This is a genomic window from Fodinibius sp. GM108, from assembly GCF_058386985.1.
The window spans coordinates 476872-494455 of record NZ_JBYEIR010000001.1 but is presented as its reverse complement, the minus strand read 5'-3'; the positions used below and the strand labels follow the sequence as shown (position 1 = coordinate 494455).

Sequence of the window (17584 nt, the reverse complement as noted above, 5' to 3'; positions counted from 1 at the left end):
CGCGTAGGATCTAAAAGCATATCTGTTATGTCGGGCACTTGAGATCCCTCTCCCGATAACCTTTGGGATCGGGAGGACAAACTGGGATAATACCATCTGGTTTTACCCCTAGTTATATCTATTTGGATCGATCAGTGGTGTGGTGATTTCGGCTTCTCCTTTAGAGATCAGATCAGCAACAATTTTTCCGCTCACCGGACTCAAACTCATGCCCATCATTGCCTGTCCGGTAGATGCATATACATTTTCATATTTTTTCAGGGCTCCTACATAGGGGAGACCATCGGGAGAGATTGGCCGCAATCCCACCCATATATCATCAACCTTCAGATCACTCAGCTCAAACTGGGGAAGATAGCGACATACAGATTTTTTGAGTCCCGATATTTTTTTGGGATTGATACTCTGATCAGTCCCGATTATTTCCATCGTCCCAGCAAAACGCAGCATTCCATTCATCGGCGTCATCGTTACCTTTTCCTCTGCAAAAATCCCACAATTATCGGGCAGTATTTTGGGATCCTCAAGAGTAATACTATACCCCTTTCCAGCCTGCATCGGCATATTTACGCCGATCTTTTTGCATAATGAAGGTGTCCAAGCCCCCGTACAAATAACTACGTCCGTACCATTGATAACTTCTCCTTCCGATGTACGCACTCCCGTGACACTACCTCCATTTTCCACTAGATCTTGAACTTCTGTCTGGTACTTGTATTCCACATTCCGTTCGGCCAAAAGTTCTTTAAGTCCGTCCATTAACGATCCGGGATGCAGATGCGCATCTTTCGGGAAATAGGTAGCGCCAACGATATCCAGATCAAGTAGAGGTTCTTTTTCAGCCACTTCTTTCGGCGTAAGAATTTCTGCTGGCATCCCGAGCTCGTTGGCTTTATGAACCACTTCAGCCTCTTCTTCCAGCCCCTTTTCACTTTTACAAAACATGAAAAGCCCTCTTTTCTTGAAATGAAAATCGATAAATTCCTTTTCTTCTATCTCTAAAAGCAATTCCCGGCTTCGCAACAGCATCTCCTTCAGAACGGGAGCTGCCTGTTCAACCCGTTCTTTTGTCGATGCTTTTTTAAACTTCCACCCCCATTTCAGCAGCTCCAGATTAAGGCGCGGGCGAATATAAAATGGGCTTTCTGCACTTAACATCCATTTCAATCCCTTGCTGATAATGCCGGGGGATGCCAGCGGAATGATATGACTGGGCACAATCATACCCGCATTGCCGTACGAACAGTTGCTTTTACCATCATTTTTGTCGATTACCGTTACATCTATACCTTTTTTGCTAATATAGTAGGCCGCGCTTATGCCGGCAATGCCCGCACCAATTACAATTACATGCTTTCCGTTATTCATATATCATCTTCCAATCGTCAATTAAGAGGCTTTCACAACTCAGTGTCATTGCGAATGGAGCGAATAAAATGAACAAAATGTGACAATCTCCCCTCGTGTGGGGATCGCCACACCCCGAAATCCCAAGGGGCTCGCGATGACAATTTAACAGGGATGTGATTTGCAAATCCTCCATTTATCTATTTTCTAAATCTCTTTTTTGACACTATGCTTCATCATTATCGTTGTTCATATTTTCATTGATATATTCCTGAACCTGATCCTCGAGTGCTGGTAATGGGACGGATCCACCCAGCAGTACCGCATCATGAAACTCTCCGACATTAAAGTCATTCCCCAGCTTTTCTTCGGCCTCTTCACGAAGCTCCCGGATCTTCAGTTCACCCATTTTATACGCCAGTGCTTGTGCGGGTCCGGCAATATATCGATTAATCTCGGTGTCGATTTCGTGATGAGAAAGTGCCGTGTTTTCGGTCATAAAATCGACGGCATCCTGACGCGACCATCCCTTAACATGCATACCAGTATCCACAACCAATCGGCAAGCCCGCCACATTTCGTAGGTCAGACGACCAAAATTACTGTAGGGATCCTGGAAAAATCCGGCTTCGAGTCCAAGACGTTCGGAATAAAGAGCCCAGCCTTCCACAAAAGCCGTAACCCCGGAACCTTGTCGTATTTCCGAGAGATCTTCCAGTTCATCCGCAAGCGCTATCTGCAGGTGATGTCCCGGGGCAGCCTCGTGATAGGTTAAAGCCTCAAGCGTATAAAGCGGACGACTTGACAGGTCATAAGTATTTACCCAGTAATAACCAGCTTCATCATCGCTACGTGCAGGAGAATACCGCCCACCGGTATAACGAGGAGCCAGATGGTCCGGAACCGGCTCAATGCCATAGGGCTCACGGGGAAGTGTATTGAAAAGCTCCGGCAGTTTACCATCCATCTTCTTTGCCATAAGAGCAGCTTTTTCCAGTAAATCCTCCGGGTCATCAACATAAAACTGAGAATCGGTTCGCAGGAAATCTAAAAACTCATCAAAGTCACCCTGAAAGTTTACCTCATCAATAATTGCTTCCATCTCTGATCGTACTCGCTCCACCTCGTCAAGTCCAATCTGGTGTACTTCTTCCGGGGTAATATCCAGCGTGGTATAATATTTCGTTAGATAATTGTAGTACTCTTCTCCATTGGGCAAGCTCGCATATCCTATATCTTCACGACCGGCAGGGATATATTCCTGCTCCATAAACTCGAGAAACTTTTCATAAGATGGCACGACCGACTCTTCAATCGCTGCTCGGGCTTCTTCACGCAGCCGCTGCTGATCCGATTCCGTAACAAAATCGGGAAACTCTCTGAGCGGTTGGTAGAAGGCGCTTTCCTCCGGGTCATCAACAATTTGTGAGGTGATCGTCTGTTTGTATTCCTCAACCATAACCGCCTTTGGCAATATCAAACCAGTTTCGATCCCTTCGCGCATATAGCCCATATTCTGCTCAAAATAATCAGGCATGGAGTTCAGGCGGGAGATATAATTTTCGTAATCCTCAAGCGAATCGGCCGACATGCGGTTGGCCCTTCCGACCAGACCAGTATGAAATCCGCCCTCATGGTTAATGCGGAATAGATAATCGCGAAACTCATAACCTTTTATTTCCCGTAAAACATCACGCTTGAAGATATCATAACTCACCTGGTCATCATCGCTAAGTGTTTCCCGGTCAATCTGGTCCAGCTCATCGTAGATGCCGCTCCAAAAGTTATACTCCTCTTCCAGCTCCTCCTGAGAGCGAACGTTGAATATATCATCTTCTCTGGATTCTTCGATCTCCTCCTCAAACTCTTCGCTCTGTTCATACAGGTCAAAAAGCTGTGTCCCTGCATCCCTGGTACAAAATTGCGTTGAGAATGCAAATAGAATCAGCAAAAAATAAATTGGTAAATGATTAACCGAAAAGAACGCGTTCGTTTTTTCCATAACAAGTTTGGGTAAAGTTGATTATATGGTCATCCCTGTTCTGGACCCCTGTCTCGTGGCTTCAGGTGCCTGAAGATGAATCATCAGGCTAAGTAAGAAACCCGAAGCCCACTTTAAGTGGGCTTTTACAAATTATTCTTAGTCTATGGATTCATCCGTGGGTAAAATCTTCAATAAAGGTTCTTAAATGTAGTTTTCTGTAAGAATTTCGCTTCAAACCGATCAAATAACCTGAAAACCATGGGCATAAGGATCATCATCATCGATGGTAATATTATTATAGCCGGTTACCCGGGCCCAGCCTTCAATACTTGGAACAACTGCCGGTATATCGCCCACAGTTGTATGCTCTTCAATACGCCCGATAAACTGGCTCCCGATAATACTTTCATGAATAAATTCATCATCTTTTTCCAGCTTACCCTTTGCCGCCCACTGGGCAAGACGCGCCGAAGTCCCCGTTCCACAGGGAGATCGATCTATCGCTTTATCCCCATAAAAAACGGCATTGCGTGCCGTAGCTTCAGAGTCTATCGTATCGCCTGTCCACATAATATGGCTAAGCCCGCTGATTCGATCATCCTCGGGATGGACAAAATCGTGCTCTTCATTGATTCTCCGGCGCAATTCCCGGCTCCAGCTTATCAGCTGGTCTGCTTTGTACTCCTGCAAACCCGGAAAATTTTCCTGGGGATCTATAATTGCATAAAAATTTCCTCCATAGGCCACATCAAAGGTCAATTTGCCGAGATCAGGACTCTCTACTTCAAGATTCTCTTCGGCAAGGAAGCTGGCCACATTTTTAATTTTCACTGAACTTACCCGTTCACCTTCTTTGCTGTATTCGGCCTCAACCAAACCCGCGGGGGTTTCAAGGCGAAGTTTACCAGGCGTTTGGGGAATTACCAGCCCCTCCTGAATCATAATCGTTACCGAACCGATGGTCCCATGTCCACACATGGGCAGACAGCCACTGGTCTCAATAAAGAGGATACCGGTGTCATTAGCAGGGTCGGAAGGCGGATACAGAATACTGCCCGACATCATATCGTGTCCGCGCGGCTCAAACATCAATCCTTTGCGGATCCAATCAAATTCACTGAGAAAATGCTGGCGTTTCTCGGCCATATTCTTCCCTTTTAAATCCGGACCCCCGCCGGCCACCAACCTGACCGGATTACCACAAGTGTGAGCATCAATACAAAAAAAACGTTTTACAGCCATATGAAAATTATTTGAGTTGTCGATATACGAATAGTGCCGCACTCAAATCCTCGAGCGCATGTCCTGTAGATTTGAAAAAAGTAATTTCATCTTCCGTTTGGCGCCCTTTGCTTTCTCCATTACACAGATCAAAAAGAGTGGCTTCAACATCATTTTTAGAGATAACGCCGTTTTCCAGTGGAATAACAAGATCACCAGTCTCTTCCCATGCACCATCATGATCGATATACAGATTCGACCGGCGTAGTACCTCATCATCGGTCTCGCGCATATCGGTACGATATGCACCTACGGTATCCAGATGCTGACCTTTCCGCAGCCATTCTCCCTGTATCAGGGGATCGACACTTAGCGTCGCAACAGAGATGATATCCGCTTCGGGTACTGCTTCAGAAAGGTCGTCCGTAACACGAAACTTTTGATCCATATCCGGCAGCCGTTCAATAACCTTTTCTCCTTTACCTTTGGTATGCTCCCAAATGATAACCTCTTTAATGGGATGGATCGTCGAATGAGCCTGAATCAATTCAGTGCTTAGCGTTCCAGTACCTATCATAAGTAATGTTTCAGAATCTTCGCGAGCCAAGAAGGAGGAGGCTACTGCAGATTTTGCCGCTGTTCGCCGTGCCGTGATAGCGCTTGCGTCGAAAGTAGCCAAAGGCGATCCGGTTTTTGCATCAAATAACTGATATATACCCTGTATTGACGGCAGATCAAACTGGCTGTTGTGTGGCGATACAGTTACTATTTTAACTCCCAGATATTTGCCGTCTTGCCAGGCCGGCATGAGTAGTAGAGTAGAGGGAGTGTCTTCTACACCGTTGCCATATTGATTATGCATCCGTTGTGGAACGGTGTGCTCGCGGGTAAATGATTCTTCTAAAAAAGGAATAAAATCCTCATAGGGAAGATGATCGAAAATGGTCTGGCTGTCGATCTGCTGCATAAGTGAAATGAACTAACTTTGTTATCGAATCCATTAAAAAAGAGAAAGGCCAGCCTTTACGGGGCTGACCTTTCGAGGTACTATGCTAGTTTTTTGTTTCCTTTCCATCCACCCTGCGGTGAATATCCAATGGATTCTCATCTTTTAATTCATCGGGTAACAGTTCATCAGGACAATCCTGGAAAGCAATCGGACGTACAAATCGCTCAATCGCCGTTGTACCTACCGAGGTAAATTTTGAGTCCGTTGTTGCAGGAAAAGGACCGCCGTGGTGCATGGCATCACACACCCTGACTCCTGTAGGCACTCCATTAAAGATAACACGCCCGGCTTTCTCGCGGCAGGTATCCACAAGCTGTTTATTATCAACTAATTCATCTTCGTTACCCATCAGCGTAACAGTAAGCTGCCCCTCTAATTCAGAGGCCACTTTATGAAGTTGTTTGCCATCTTTGCATGAAACAATCAGCGTATAGGGTCCAAATACTTCTTCATGCAGCAGGTCATTGGAAAGGAAATTTTCAGCAGTAGTTGTTGCCACTGCGGCCGATCCTCGGGTTTCCGTTTCATCACCAGGTTCTGCCAGTATTTCTATATTCGACTGTTCAAGCATTTTAGACCGCTGTGCCTTATATCCCTCAGCAATTTTAGGATTTAACATACATCCGGCCTCATTCTCTTTCAGCTTTTCAGCCAATGCCTCTTTAAAAGCATCCAGATCACTGCCCGACTTACCGATGATCAAACCCGGATTGGTACAAAACTGCCCAACGCCCTGCCATACAGAGCCTGCATACTGGTCGGCAATTTCATCGGCAGAATCAGACAATTTCTGATCCAGCAAAAATACCGGGTTGATGCTTCCCATCTCAGCATAGACAGGAATTGGTTCTTCGCGCTGCTGGACCATATCATAAATCGCTTTACCGCCTCCAAACGAACCAGTAAAACCTACAGCTTTTGTCAGCGGATGCTTCACTACCATGCCGCCGACATCGGGACCACCGTTCAGGCTGCTGAATACGCCATCTGGCATCCCTGTCTCTTGGGCCGCCTCATTGATAACTCCGGCAACCAGCTCATTTGTACCGGGATGAGATTCGTGACCTTTTACCACAACCGGGCATCCTGCCGCTAATGCAGAAGCTGTGTCGCCGCCGGCAGTAGAAAATGCCAGGGGAAAGTTACTTGCTCCAAACACAGCTACAGGTCCGAGAGGAAACAACATTCGCCGTACATCCGGATCGCCCGTATTAATTCTGGCGTCAACCCAGCTTCCTTCGCGCAACAAATCGGCAAACATCTTCAGCTGATTACAGGTTCTTCCTCTCTCACCTTCGATTCTTCCGGTGGTAAGGCCTGATTCCGCTGATGCTCGCTCAACAAGTTCATTTCCCAAGTTCATTATTCCCTCGGCTATGCTATCAAGAAAAGCAGCTTTTTGCTCACCGCTGTAATGGCGGTACTCCAGAAAAGCGGTATTAGCTTTCTGCAGTGCCTGATCTACTTCCGCTTCAGAAGCAATGCTAAACTTTTCGGGCAGCTGCTCATTTGTCTCCGGGTTATAAGCTTGCAGCGTATCCGTTCCATTTCCTGAAGTGGAAAAACCAATAAAGTTTACTCCATTAATCATAAATCTGAGAAAATTTGGTTTAATAAAATTAAATTAATTGTAACAGTTCTATTTCTAGTTACGAACAAATTGCAACTGTCAAACATTTAATTAGCCCGGGCTTGTAATTCAGGCAGTTCCGGTTTGTTTTCCAGCGATGTTGATATAACCTGTTGCACGTGCTCTCGTTCTTCTCCTACAAGCGGCAGGCGTGGTGGACGTACATGCTCAGTCCCCATATCCGTTGCGACCTCTGCCAGTTTAATATTCTGTACCAGCTTTGAGTTAATATCGAGCTCACATAGCGGAAGAAACCAGCGGAATAGATCCCGGGCTTCCTCAAAGCGCTTTTCTTTGATAAGTTCATAAATGGCAACTGTTTCTTTGGGAAATGCCGCAACAATGCCGGCAACCCAGCCATCTCCACCCATTATTAGCGTTTCCGTTGCCAGGGTATCAACTCCGGATAATATCTTGATACGGTCTCCAAAGCGATTAATAATTCGGGTAACATTCGTTAAATCCCGAGTCGACTCTTTTATCGCCTGGATATTGTCATATTGGATGAGTTCCTCCAGCATATCCATCGTAATTTCAATCCCGTAATCGACGGGATTATTGTAGACTAGAATAGGCAGTTCGGTAGATTCCGCAACCGAACTATAAAAAGTGACTACCTCACGATCATCAGCACTATACATCATAGGAGGCAGTAACATAATTCCATGGGCCCCGTATTCTTCCGCTCTTTGTGCAATCTCTATAGCTTTATGTGTGCTGCCTTCGGCTATATTAAGAATAACTGGAATTTCACCTGCTGCAACTTCCTGCGCAGCTTCAACAAGCTCAAATTTTTCATCTGTGGTAAGGGTACTTGCTTCTCCAAGAGTCCCTGCAACTATAATTCCATGTATTCCAGCTTCTATTTGCTGCTCAAGATTAGCCCCAAACGTTTCAAGATCAAGTGAACCGTCTTCATTAAACTTTGTTGTAATTGCGGGGTAAATTCCTTTCCAATCTACATTCATAGTATATTAGATTTATTTATATGGATTCTAACAGCTTCGAAAAAAGCTCTCTTTTTACTCCTGTTATTATTTAAAAAAATGAAACTGCATGCTAATACAATAATTTCCTTTCTCTTAAAGATATTTACATTTTCACAAATAGCTTTTCTAATAACGTGCTTTTAGCACCACTCAATTATCGCTATCCAAGATTGTCGGAATTCGATAGGCGTTAACGCCTGGGCTATCCATTTATACAACTTTTGCAACAAATTCTGTTCTACCGAATAATGAACAGGATAACGCTTCGGTTTAGAAAGCCCACAAACAAAAGGTATACTTAGTGTTTGAATCCGCTAAAGCACTCCTTCAAAACAATTAGTCGTCCAGCGGGTCGCCGGTCCAGCGCCACTGTGATTCATAATCCGGCGAAAGAGGATGTTTGGTAAGCCGTGCCCGTACCAATTCAATAGGCATCTCACCGCCCTGCCATATTGCATCATGAAATTCTTTCGGAGTCATGTCACCATTCTCGACCACATCTTCCCGAAGAGATTTCAGTTGAAGTCCACCGATCAAGTATGCAATCTGATAAAGTGGATCAACCATAGCAGTTCTGCGAACCTCAGCTTCGGCGTTAGCGCGCTCATGCCCCACTTCTTCGACCAGAAAATCTACGGCCTCCTGTGCCGACCAGTTACCCAGCTGGAAATTCATTGAAAACACTATTCGCGCTGCACGGTGTAATCGCCAAAACAGCATACCGATCTTATCGGGATTATCCCTGGGAAAGCCATCTTCATAAAGAATTAACTCCCAATAGAGCGCACCACCTTCTGACCAGAACGGCGTGTTATTAAGATCTTCGCGGTGTTTGTTAAAACGGTCAGACATGAATCCCTGAAAATGATGGCCGGGGATCAGTTCGTGGTGCACCGTAGCAAAATTAAACGGAGGGGTATTCCCACGCATGCTCATCAGCTTAGCCTGATGGGGCATTCCATCCGTTGGATACGATACCCGCGTCACTTCCCCGCCGGAAAAGAACGGATTTCTCAGCTGGCGTTCCGGCGTTTGCATATCCAGCCGCCATACTTCCCGCGCTATATCCGGAACTGTGATATTATCCATGTTGTCGACGTAATCCTCAGAATACTCGGCAATATTAAAAATAACCCACGGCTTTTCACCGGGTTCAGGTGCCAGCGTTTTTACATGTTCTAAAGCCGCCTGCCAATCGTCGCCAAAGCCCATATCGTTGGATACTCTCTCAAACTCTTCTACAATACGATCAAATTCTCTCCAACCGATGGCAATAAGCTCTTCAGCGTTATAGGGGATCATCTCCACATCCAGATACGCTTCCAGCCCTTCAGCCATTACCGGATCACCGATAATGGGTCTAGGGTCGCCGGGAGTAACGCCAACTAGATAACGAGTTAGTGCTTCTTCATACTCTTTTAGAGCATTGTCCACTCGGTCGTATGGCTTACGCACCCAAAAGTTGTAAAAGGGATCATAGCCATCATAAAACTCATTCCAGTCGGCAACTACTTCTCGCAGGTGAGAAAGGTAGTTTGCAGCCCGATTAGCAACAGCCGGGGTTATACCTTCCCGGGTTGCAACCCCACCTTCGGCTTTCGCCTCTTCTACTAACTCTGAAGTGAGGGTCTCTAATTCCGTAGCTACTTTATCCAATGTGCCGGCAGCACTACGGGGATCCACGCGCTCACGATCAAATCTATTTTCCTGCAAGAGACGAAGGGAATCCGCAAACGGTACCAGACTGGCCATCTCATCCCACTGATTTTCTTTTAGATCCAGCATTTCGAGCTCAAAAGTGATTCGATTTCTGAGCATTATGAAGTCAATCTGCCCCTCATAGCTCAATGCATCAAAATCCAATTCGTTCATCTTCTGCTGCCAGCCTTTGTAAAATTCACGAAGCCTGTTATGTCGTACCGGTGAATATTGGACAGGATACCTTCGCTCCAAAGCTGCTTTATCTTCCAGATACCGTATTACCGCCACCCTGAATTCACTTTCCTGTTTGGCAAAGTCTACTAATGTTGAAAGCTCGGGTGGACTCTCTGCCCAGGATGGATCCAAATCTAAATCAGTATCCTGTGCAAAAATTGATATAGGTCCGAATAGCAATAAGCTACAGATTCCGGCAAGCAGGTAGTTCAATACCTTGTTTGTTGATTTCAACTCATGATTACTTTTTAATTTCTTCATAGCCATAATGTTAATTGAAAAATGCGTTTAAGCTTTTAATGGCGTTTATCCACCCCTGCCCTAGTGGAATCTCCCGATGCATCGGGAGGCACACTTTGTGGCATTCCACAGGGCCTGTCCCCTCCCATGGAGGGGAATTTTTTTTATAAAAATGGAGAAAAAGTCTCTCCCGAAAGCTTTTCGGGATCAGCATCTGTAAACAATTGTTCTTCAGAAGCTTTTAGCTCTATTCCTCACCAAGAATTATAAATTTGTAAGATGAAGAAAATGACAGCGATAATTTTTGATAGTTTCGATTTCGGTAGCCCAGGCGTTAACGCCTGGGCTACCTACTTTTTGCAACAGACCTGATCCACCAGCCCCGTAGAACATCCGAAGGGTTCCACAGGCCAGTGATCCGGATTTTGCAAAACCCTTTACCAATCAATTTTTTCTTTGGGTCCGAGTTTCTCTTCTTGCTCATCAACCATATCCCGTACATCCTTCAGCAACTGCTTGGCATCATAAACAATACCATCTTTAATGGTATACTTTACTCCGCCCACTCGCTCGGCTTCACCGGTCTCATCGTTGTAACGTACATGTCCGGTTCCGTAAAGCGTCTTTAGGTTTTGAATGGGATTTTCTTCTACAATGACCAAGTCGGCCAATTTACCCGGACGGATTATTCCAAATTCTATATCCTTATCCTTCTGTTTATACAGCTCTTCTGCAGGGTGAAGTGTGGAAGAGCGAATCACTTCCAATGGGTGAAATCCTGCTTCTTGGAAGAGCTCCATCTCCTCAATTGTAGAGAATCCGTAAAGATTATAGATAAAGCCCGCATCCGAACTAACCGTCACGCGTCCGCCGGCATCTTTATAATCGTCGAGGAATTGCATCCAGCGTCGATAAAATCGTTTCCACTCTACTTCATCCTCGGTAGTCCAATCCCAGTAATAAGATCCGTGATTGGTTCTGCTGGGCTTATAAAAATCCCACATCTGCGGCAGGGTATACTCTTCATGCCAATCCGCATTTCGTGACCGCATCACATCTCTGCTGGCCAAATAGGCGGTCATAGTCGGATCCATGGTGAAATCAAGCTCGAGAAGTTCATCGATCAAATTATTCCACTCTTCACTGCCCGGCTCATGGATCTTATCCCACTGTCGAGCCACTTGCCCAAAACGATGCTGCTCATTTCTGTAGTTATGATCATAAGGATACGGCTGCACGTCGTGATCATCATATAATGCCTCAAATAATCCGTAATAGTGTGTTTGTGCATCCAATCCTAACCTTGCCGATTGAATAGTATTCATACGAACTACGCCCATCTGTCCAAGGTGAGCCACTGTTCCAAGGTTATGGTTATGTGCTTCATCAATCAGCGCTTCCATTATCTTAGGATCTTCTGCCCCCAGCTTTAAACCATGAATGCCTTCACCTGCAGCCCATCGCACCCATTCTCTTGCATCTTCGGGCGTATGGACAGGCCGATCCCATCCCGACCCTGGTCGCTGATAGTTAAACATTCTCGGGGCGGTAATTTCATTGTTGTTGGCACGCTCAGTTTCACTTTTCGACCATTCAAATTCATCAAAAGGAACGCCTCGTACTGTGGTAATGCCGTGCCCCATCCAAAGCTTATAGGTGTATGATGCATTATGCACTTTATGTTCACCTCCTGAATGGACATGAATATCCACAAAGCCAGGCATTACATACATGCCACTGGCATCTATTTCTTTGGTAGCGCCATCCGGACGTTCATCCTCATCGATAGGTACTTCGGGATATCCTACCCCTTCGATCGCTACAATCTTATTGCCTTCAATTACAATATCTTTAGGACCCGAAGCCGGCGCCCCTGTTCCATCAATGACATTTGCTCCACGGATAATCAGGCGCTCGTAAGGACCTTCCCCTCGTTCTCTGTCAGGAGCCGGGTCCGATGGCTGTGCCAAAACCGGCACCGCCATTGTTAAACTTACCACTAGTACACCCAATTGCTGACATAACCCCGTCCAGCATATTTTATTGATCATATCTTTTACTGACTGCATAATACATCCCCATTTTTATGTAAAAGTAGTTAATAGATACATACCATCTTTAACCGCTCGCAGATATACTCTACCCGCACGGAAAAACAATCACTGATTCAGAATAGCAAAACAGAATAATCCCGAAACAAGAGGAAATATTTCCAATCCTCTACACTATACTATTTATTCGACACGCAAAATACTTTTAGATAAAAGCAGGCTGCCGGGGACATAATCCCGGCAGCTGCTTCTATAAGATTATTTTTTTAGATATCAGGATTAGCTTCTCGTTCATTTTCCGGAATTGGTAACAAAGTACCAATCGGATCCTGGCTGGCATCCCATTCCGGTGCCGAAGTACCAAAACGATACATATCGTTGAGGCGACGACCCTGGAAATATAGATTGGCACGGCGTTCATGTTCAATAAATGCTACCAGATCATCACCGGGTTCTACATCTGGCAAACCATCCATCCCGCGAACCGTGTTAATTCGATCACGTGCTTCTCCGTCGTCAGTTCCTACCGCTTCTTCTGCAATGATAAGATGCATTTCCCGGGCACTTAACCATATCAACGGTGGATAGTTTTCCGTATAGGTATCGATGTCGGTAAAGTCATCGATGATGGCTTCAGCCCGCGGATCTGTATCACCGGTTTTCAAATCATCAAAGATCGGATGATCTTCATCGCCGCCCAGCGGAGTCATTTCGCCCCGGCTGTTTACCTGGTTGGCCATATAGTTGTTAAACAGGGCCGACTGGTAGTCGAACTGTGCTTTATAGTCAGAATCCATAAGAGCAAGTGCAGCCTCTGCATCTGCAGAAGCACCGGTACCCGAAACCAATGGATCAGACGGAGTCTCTCCGGAAGGATTTAATTTCTCCCATACACCTTTATAATGCTTCGCACGTGCACGCAAGCCCAAGGCTTGAGCTTCCAGAAGGTCTGTTTCCGCACGGTTAACCGCCCGGTCCAGCAAACCAATTGCCCCATCTACAAAAGTAGAAGCCATATTGCTTTCACCAACGGGAGGATTAGTCTCCATTTTGTCCGAAATCACAAAATCATCATAGTTTTCAGCTATAGTGATCTTAGTGAGTGCCGAATAAATAAGAGCTTTGGTTAAGGTTGTTGGATCTGCAAGTTCCCCGTCATTTTCCATATTAGTGAGATTTTCAACTGCCAGATCTCCCATATAACGGGCCTGACTTATTTCCGGGAACCCAGCTACAAGAATCTCATTGGTAGTTACATCGAGATTGCCAGAGTCAAAGTCAGAATATGACTCATAAGATCCGGTCCAATAAAGCTCGTCGCTGACCGTAGTCGTTGCCGCCCACGTCCAGCCTGTACCTACCATCAATTGATGTAACAATCCGTTTTTAAGTCCGTTGGCTGCGGAAGGATTCGTAACATCCTCTTCAGTCAGACTATTAGGATTTTCTACACTTAACAGATCATCACAACCTGTAAGAAGTACAAGACTTACAGCAAGCATCGCACTGTACTGTATAAACTTCTTTATGTTTAAATATTTCATAATGATATAAATTGAAGTGAATATTTTTCAGTCAGTTGCGGAATTAAAATCCAAGGTTCAATGTCAGAGCGTAAGTACGTAACAGCGGGATGGAATATGTATCCATGTTTTGACCGAAGTTCTCATATAATCCGCCTTCGTCGCCACCAGAACCTTCACCCGTAGCAGTTGGATCAACGCCGCCATATTTTGTCCACAAGGCAAGGTTATTACCCGAAGCTGTAATAGAGGCATTGCGTACTCCAAATTTGGCAAGAAACTCATCCGGTACCTGGTACGAAATACTCAGATTTTGCCAGCGGATGTAGTCAGCCTTTTGGATTCCATTAAGTCCATCAAACGGAGAAAGGCTAGCCATATCTGTCGCCCATTCTTTGGCAGCTTCTACACGTTCAGCCGTAGAAGAAGAGGGATCTTTCAATACTGCCTCCAGACGTGAAGCCGGCATATAATTACGACCAATACCCGCATTGGATTTTGAGAACTCTATCGTCAGGTTGTGGTGATAATAATTACCCGTTGCATATTTGAAACGAGTAGAAAGACTGAAATTACGGTAGAAGTTTGCTGAAAATCCGAATGCTCCTTCCCAGTCAGGGGTCGGCTTACCGCGATAGTGCCCGAGATAACCTGTACCACCAACGGTGGGATCTCCATTTTCATCGGCTACCATAATTGCACTGGGAGCAAACTCAGAAGGATCACGAGGCTGGCTAAAGTAGTTTTCCAGCTCACTCATACTGTCCGGTACTCCATCCTGATTCAAGTCGATAGGTATATCAACTCCCGGAGCATGCATCGCTCCAAAGAAAGCAGCCGGGGCATATCCTTCCCGGATATACATTCGGTCGCGAACATAAGTAGCATCCACTTTAATTGGAGGAGAACCACCGAGTGATTCAACATGCTCCCACAGATAAGCTGCATTAACAAAGAAGTTAACAGAAAGATCCTGTCGTTCAATGACATCACTGTTAAGCGATAACTCAACTCCCTTTGCTTTGAGTTCAGCTGCGTTTGTTAACTGCGGCTGTACAAATCCGCCGGAAGGTGCAAACGTCCGGTTGATAAGAGCATCTTGTACCGTACGATCCCAATAAGTAGCTTCCACACCAAGTCGATCTGCAAACATACCAACTTCGAACCCAGCTTCCCACTCGGTTGCCACTTCTGGCTCCAGCGTTGGATCACCGAGATTACCGGTAACTACACCAGAACCTTCCGGAGAGTTGACTGGTGCAAATGTGGTAAACTGATCAAAAGCACCCGGCTGCTGGCCTGACTGTCCCCACGCACCGCGAAGTCTGAATGTGGAAATATTCGGAATCGAGGTATCAAGTGCATCCAGCGGCAAAAGCGAAAGGGAGAGTTTGGGATAAACTGCATAGTTGAAATCACTACCGAAGGCACTACTGGCATCCAACCGAACACCACCAGTAACATACACCCAGCTGCTGTAATCAATCTGTTCCTGGGCAAAGGCCCCCACATTTACTACTTCCTGGAATGCGGAATTAGCCGTTTGAGTAGCTGTCGCACCCATTACTTCAAGCCCTGGCCCTGAAAAGCTAGTACCATCAGCCCATTGGGAATTGGTTTCTTCAGCATATCCCTGCACTCCGGCAACAAAAGTAGACCGAACATCTTCCGTAAAATCACTTGTCCAGTTCAACTTACTTTCGAACGACCAGTTAAGCTGCTGACGAGAACCGAGATTAAGAGCTCCGTCAGGAGTAGGGGCCATTCCATCTACATTATATCCAAAAGGTGAATAATTTCTACTGCGCTGATCGCGGTAATCCACTCCAAATGTAGCATCAAGCGATACTTCATCTGATACTAAATAGTCACCTTTCAATACAAATCGACCACTATCGGAAACGTCACTGGTTTCAACATAAGAACCTTCTCGCGGAGTTGACGCAAATGGGTGACCAAAGGTATCATGTGGCGACTGTGTTCCAATATCTTCAGGTTGACCATAATGGTTCGTCACCGAATAGATCGAAATACCTGTATTATAAGTATTATAATTAGCATTAGTGTACGACGTCTGGAGACTCAGGCGCAAATCTTCCGACGGAATAAAATTCATATTCCCGCTGAAGTATAATTTCTTTGAAAGATCATTACCTGCTCCAACAGCACCGCCTGCAAAATCCTCAGGTTTCGGATTAAATGGTCCGTCTGTATAATTATAACGAAGATTAGCCGAATAGGTCATTCCTTCTCCACCACCTCTAACCGAGGTAGAGATTTCTTGACCTGTCCCAATATCATACAAATCAATCATTTGGTATTCACCCACAAAAGGCTCATACAGGTCATGCCTTACTCCTGTAAACTGTTCTACCCGGTCCTGTTCTTCCTGGGTTTCCAGAATACCGGTCATCTTGTTCCAACGATCCGGCATCTGGATAAAGGAGTTGGTTAATTGCACATCTATTTCCGGAGCACTTTCACGCGTTCCCTGCTTGGTAAACACCTGGATGACACCCGCATTCGCCTGTGATCCATACAAGGTAGCAGCAGCCGGACCTTTCAGAACCTCGATACGTTCAATCGAGTCAAAGTTAATATTCGACAAAGCTGAAGGAGCACCGATACCACCAGCACTAACACCAGGGGCAAAACCACCGAGGTTCTGAACACGAACTCCATCTATATATACAAGAGGTTCATTACTCATGGAAATACTTGAAGTACCACGGATCCGAATTCTTGGCTCTTGATCCACAGTTCCACCGCCTTCAATACTAACACCTGCAATAGTACCGCTCATCGCATCCTGCAGGGTATTAGTAGACGCATTTTCAATACCCCCGAATTCCACGGATGAAATTGAGTGCCCTACCGATTGCCGTTCTACGGCCGCACCGGTACCGGTTACAACAAGTTCATCCAGGTTCAGTGTTGTCTGTCCCAATTCAAAATTGAGTGTAACTGTTTCACCGGGAGTTACCTCAACTTGCTGTGTTACCGCACTATATCCAACAAAGCGAGCTATCACTTCTTGGGTACCAGCTGGTACATTGCGAATGGTATATTCACCATCAGCATTTGTTGAACCACCGAGTGTTCTAGCTTGCAACTGTACAACTACGTTAACGCCGGGCAGAACTTCCCCGGTGTTATCCGTAACCGTACCTGTTATTGTTCCCGTTTGTCCAAAAGACAAACCAGAGCAAAACAGAAAGATCAATACTCCTAAAATTGGTATTCGTTTATTCATATTTTAGTATCCCCTTTTTGATTGATTAATCCCCTCATCCTTCTGTTTAAAAACAGAGAATCATAAGGAAATGTATTTTTCTATTAGTTAGGGCTATCCTTCCAATTAAGGCCCTATCCTTGCTTTTCATAAAACTGATTTAAGAGAAAGGCAAGTTATTGTCCCCTACTCCCAAATACAGCATACTGTGTAACTACCGGAACTATGATCACATAGGCCTGGTAGCCACTTGTGAATTTTATTATGCCTGTACCGATCTTTAAAATCAATCGTTAGGGGTAAAACTGAAAAATTAGTATTAGTAATTACTAATTTTCTATTACTCTTTGTTTGAATAATTAACTAGGCCCTTTTTAACTCATCATCTATCTACTTTTCTTAAAATACTGTGGATGATAGATT

Annotated in this window: 10 protein-coding genes; all 10 read right to left on the bottom strand. The window is 45.2% G+C overall.

The genetic code is table 11. The features are described 5' to 3' along the window. Positions 1–108 precede the first annotated feature (108 nt). Positions 109–1368, bottom strand: coding sequence for an NAD(P)/FAD-dependent oxidoreductase (locus ACT3ID_RS02220; RefSeq protein WP_491540345.1), 1260 nt, complete (start codon positions 1366–1368; stop codon positions 109–111). Positions 1369–1573: 205 nt separating this feature from the next. Further along, entirely contained in the window at positions 1574–3349 is a 1776-nt protein-coding gene (locus ACT3ID_RS02215) for a DUF885 domain-containing protein (protein ID WP_491540344.1), read from the bottom strand. Between the two features lie 222 nt (positions 3350–3571). Next, entirely contained in the window at positions 3572–4573 is a 1002-nt protein-coding gene (locus tag ACT3ID_RS02210; RefSeq protein ID WP_491540343.1) for a 4-hydroxyproline epimerase, read from the bottom strand. Between the two features lie 7 nt (positions 4574–4580). Further along, positions 4581–5519, bottom strand: coding sequence for a bifunctional Delta(1)-pyrroline-2-carboxylate/Delta(1)-piperideine-2-carboxylate reductase (gene lhpI / locus ACT3ID_RS02205; protein ID WP_491540342.1), 939 nt, complete (start codon positions 5517–5519; stop codon positions 4581–4583). An 85-nt stretch (positions 5520–5604) separates the two neighbouring features. Then, complete coding sequence (locus ACT3ID_RS02200; protein WP_491540341.1) at positions 5605–7152, bottom strand: aldehyde dehydrogenase (NADP(+)); 1548 nt, start codon at positions 7150–7152, stop codon at positions 5605–5607. An 86-nt stretch (positions 7153–7238) separates the two neighbouring features. After that, entirely contained in the window at positions 7239–8159 is a 921-nt protein-coding gene (locus ACT3ID_RS02195; RefSeq protein ID WP_491540340.1) for a dihydrodipicolinate synthase family protein, read from the bottom strand. Positions 8160–8516: 357 nt separating this feature from the next. Further along, the gene (locus ACT3ID_RS02190) at positions 8517–10376 is read right to left on the bottom strand and encodes a DUF885 family protein (protein WP_491540339.1); all 1860 of its coding nucleotides are present in this window, start codon (positions 10374–10376) and stop codon (positions 8517–8519) included. A gap of 416 nt (positions 10377–10792) precedes the next feature. Beyond that, positions 10793–12424, bottom strand: a complete 1632-nt coding sequence (locus ACT3ID_RS02185; RefSeq protein WP_491540338.1) for an amidohydrolase family protein — start codon at positions 12422–12424, stop codon at positions 10793–10795. Positions 12425–12672: 248 nt separating this feature from the next. After that, entirely contained in the window at positions 12673–13950 is a 1278-nt protein-coding gene (locus ACT3ID_RS02180) for a RagB/SusD family nutrient uptake outer membrane protein (protein ID WP_491540337.1), read from the bottom strand. A gap of 43 nt (positions 13951–13993) precedes the next feature. After that, the gene (locus tag ACT3ID_RS02175; protein ID WP_491540336.1) at positions 13994–17182 is read right to left on the bottom strand and encodes a SusC/RagA family TonB-linked outer membrane protein; all 3189 of its coding nucleotides are present in this window, start codon (positions 17180–17182) and stop codon (positions 13994–13996) included. Positions 17183–17584: the final 402 nt, after the last annotated feature.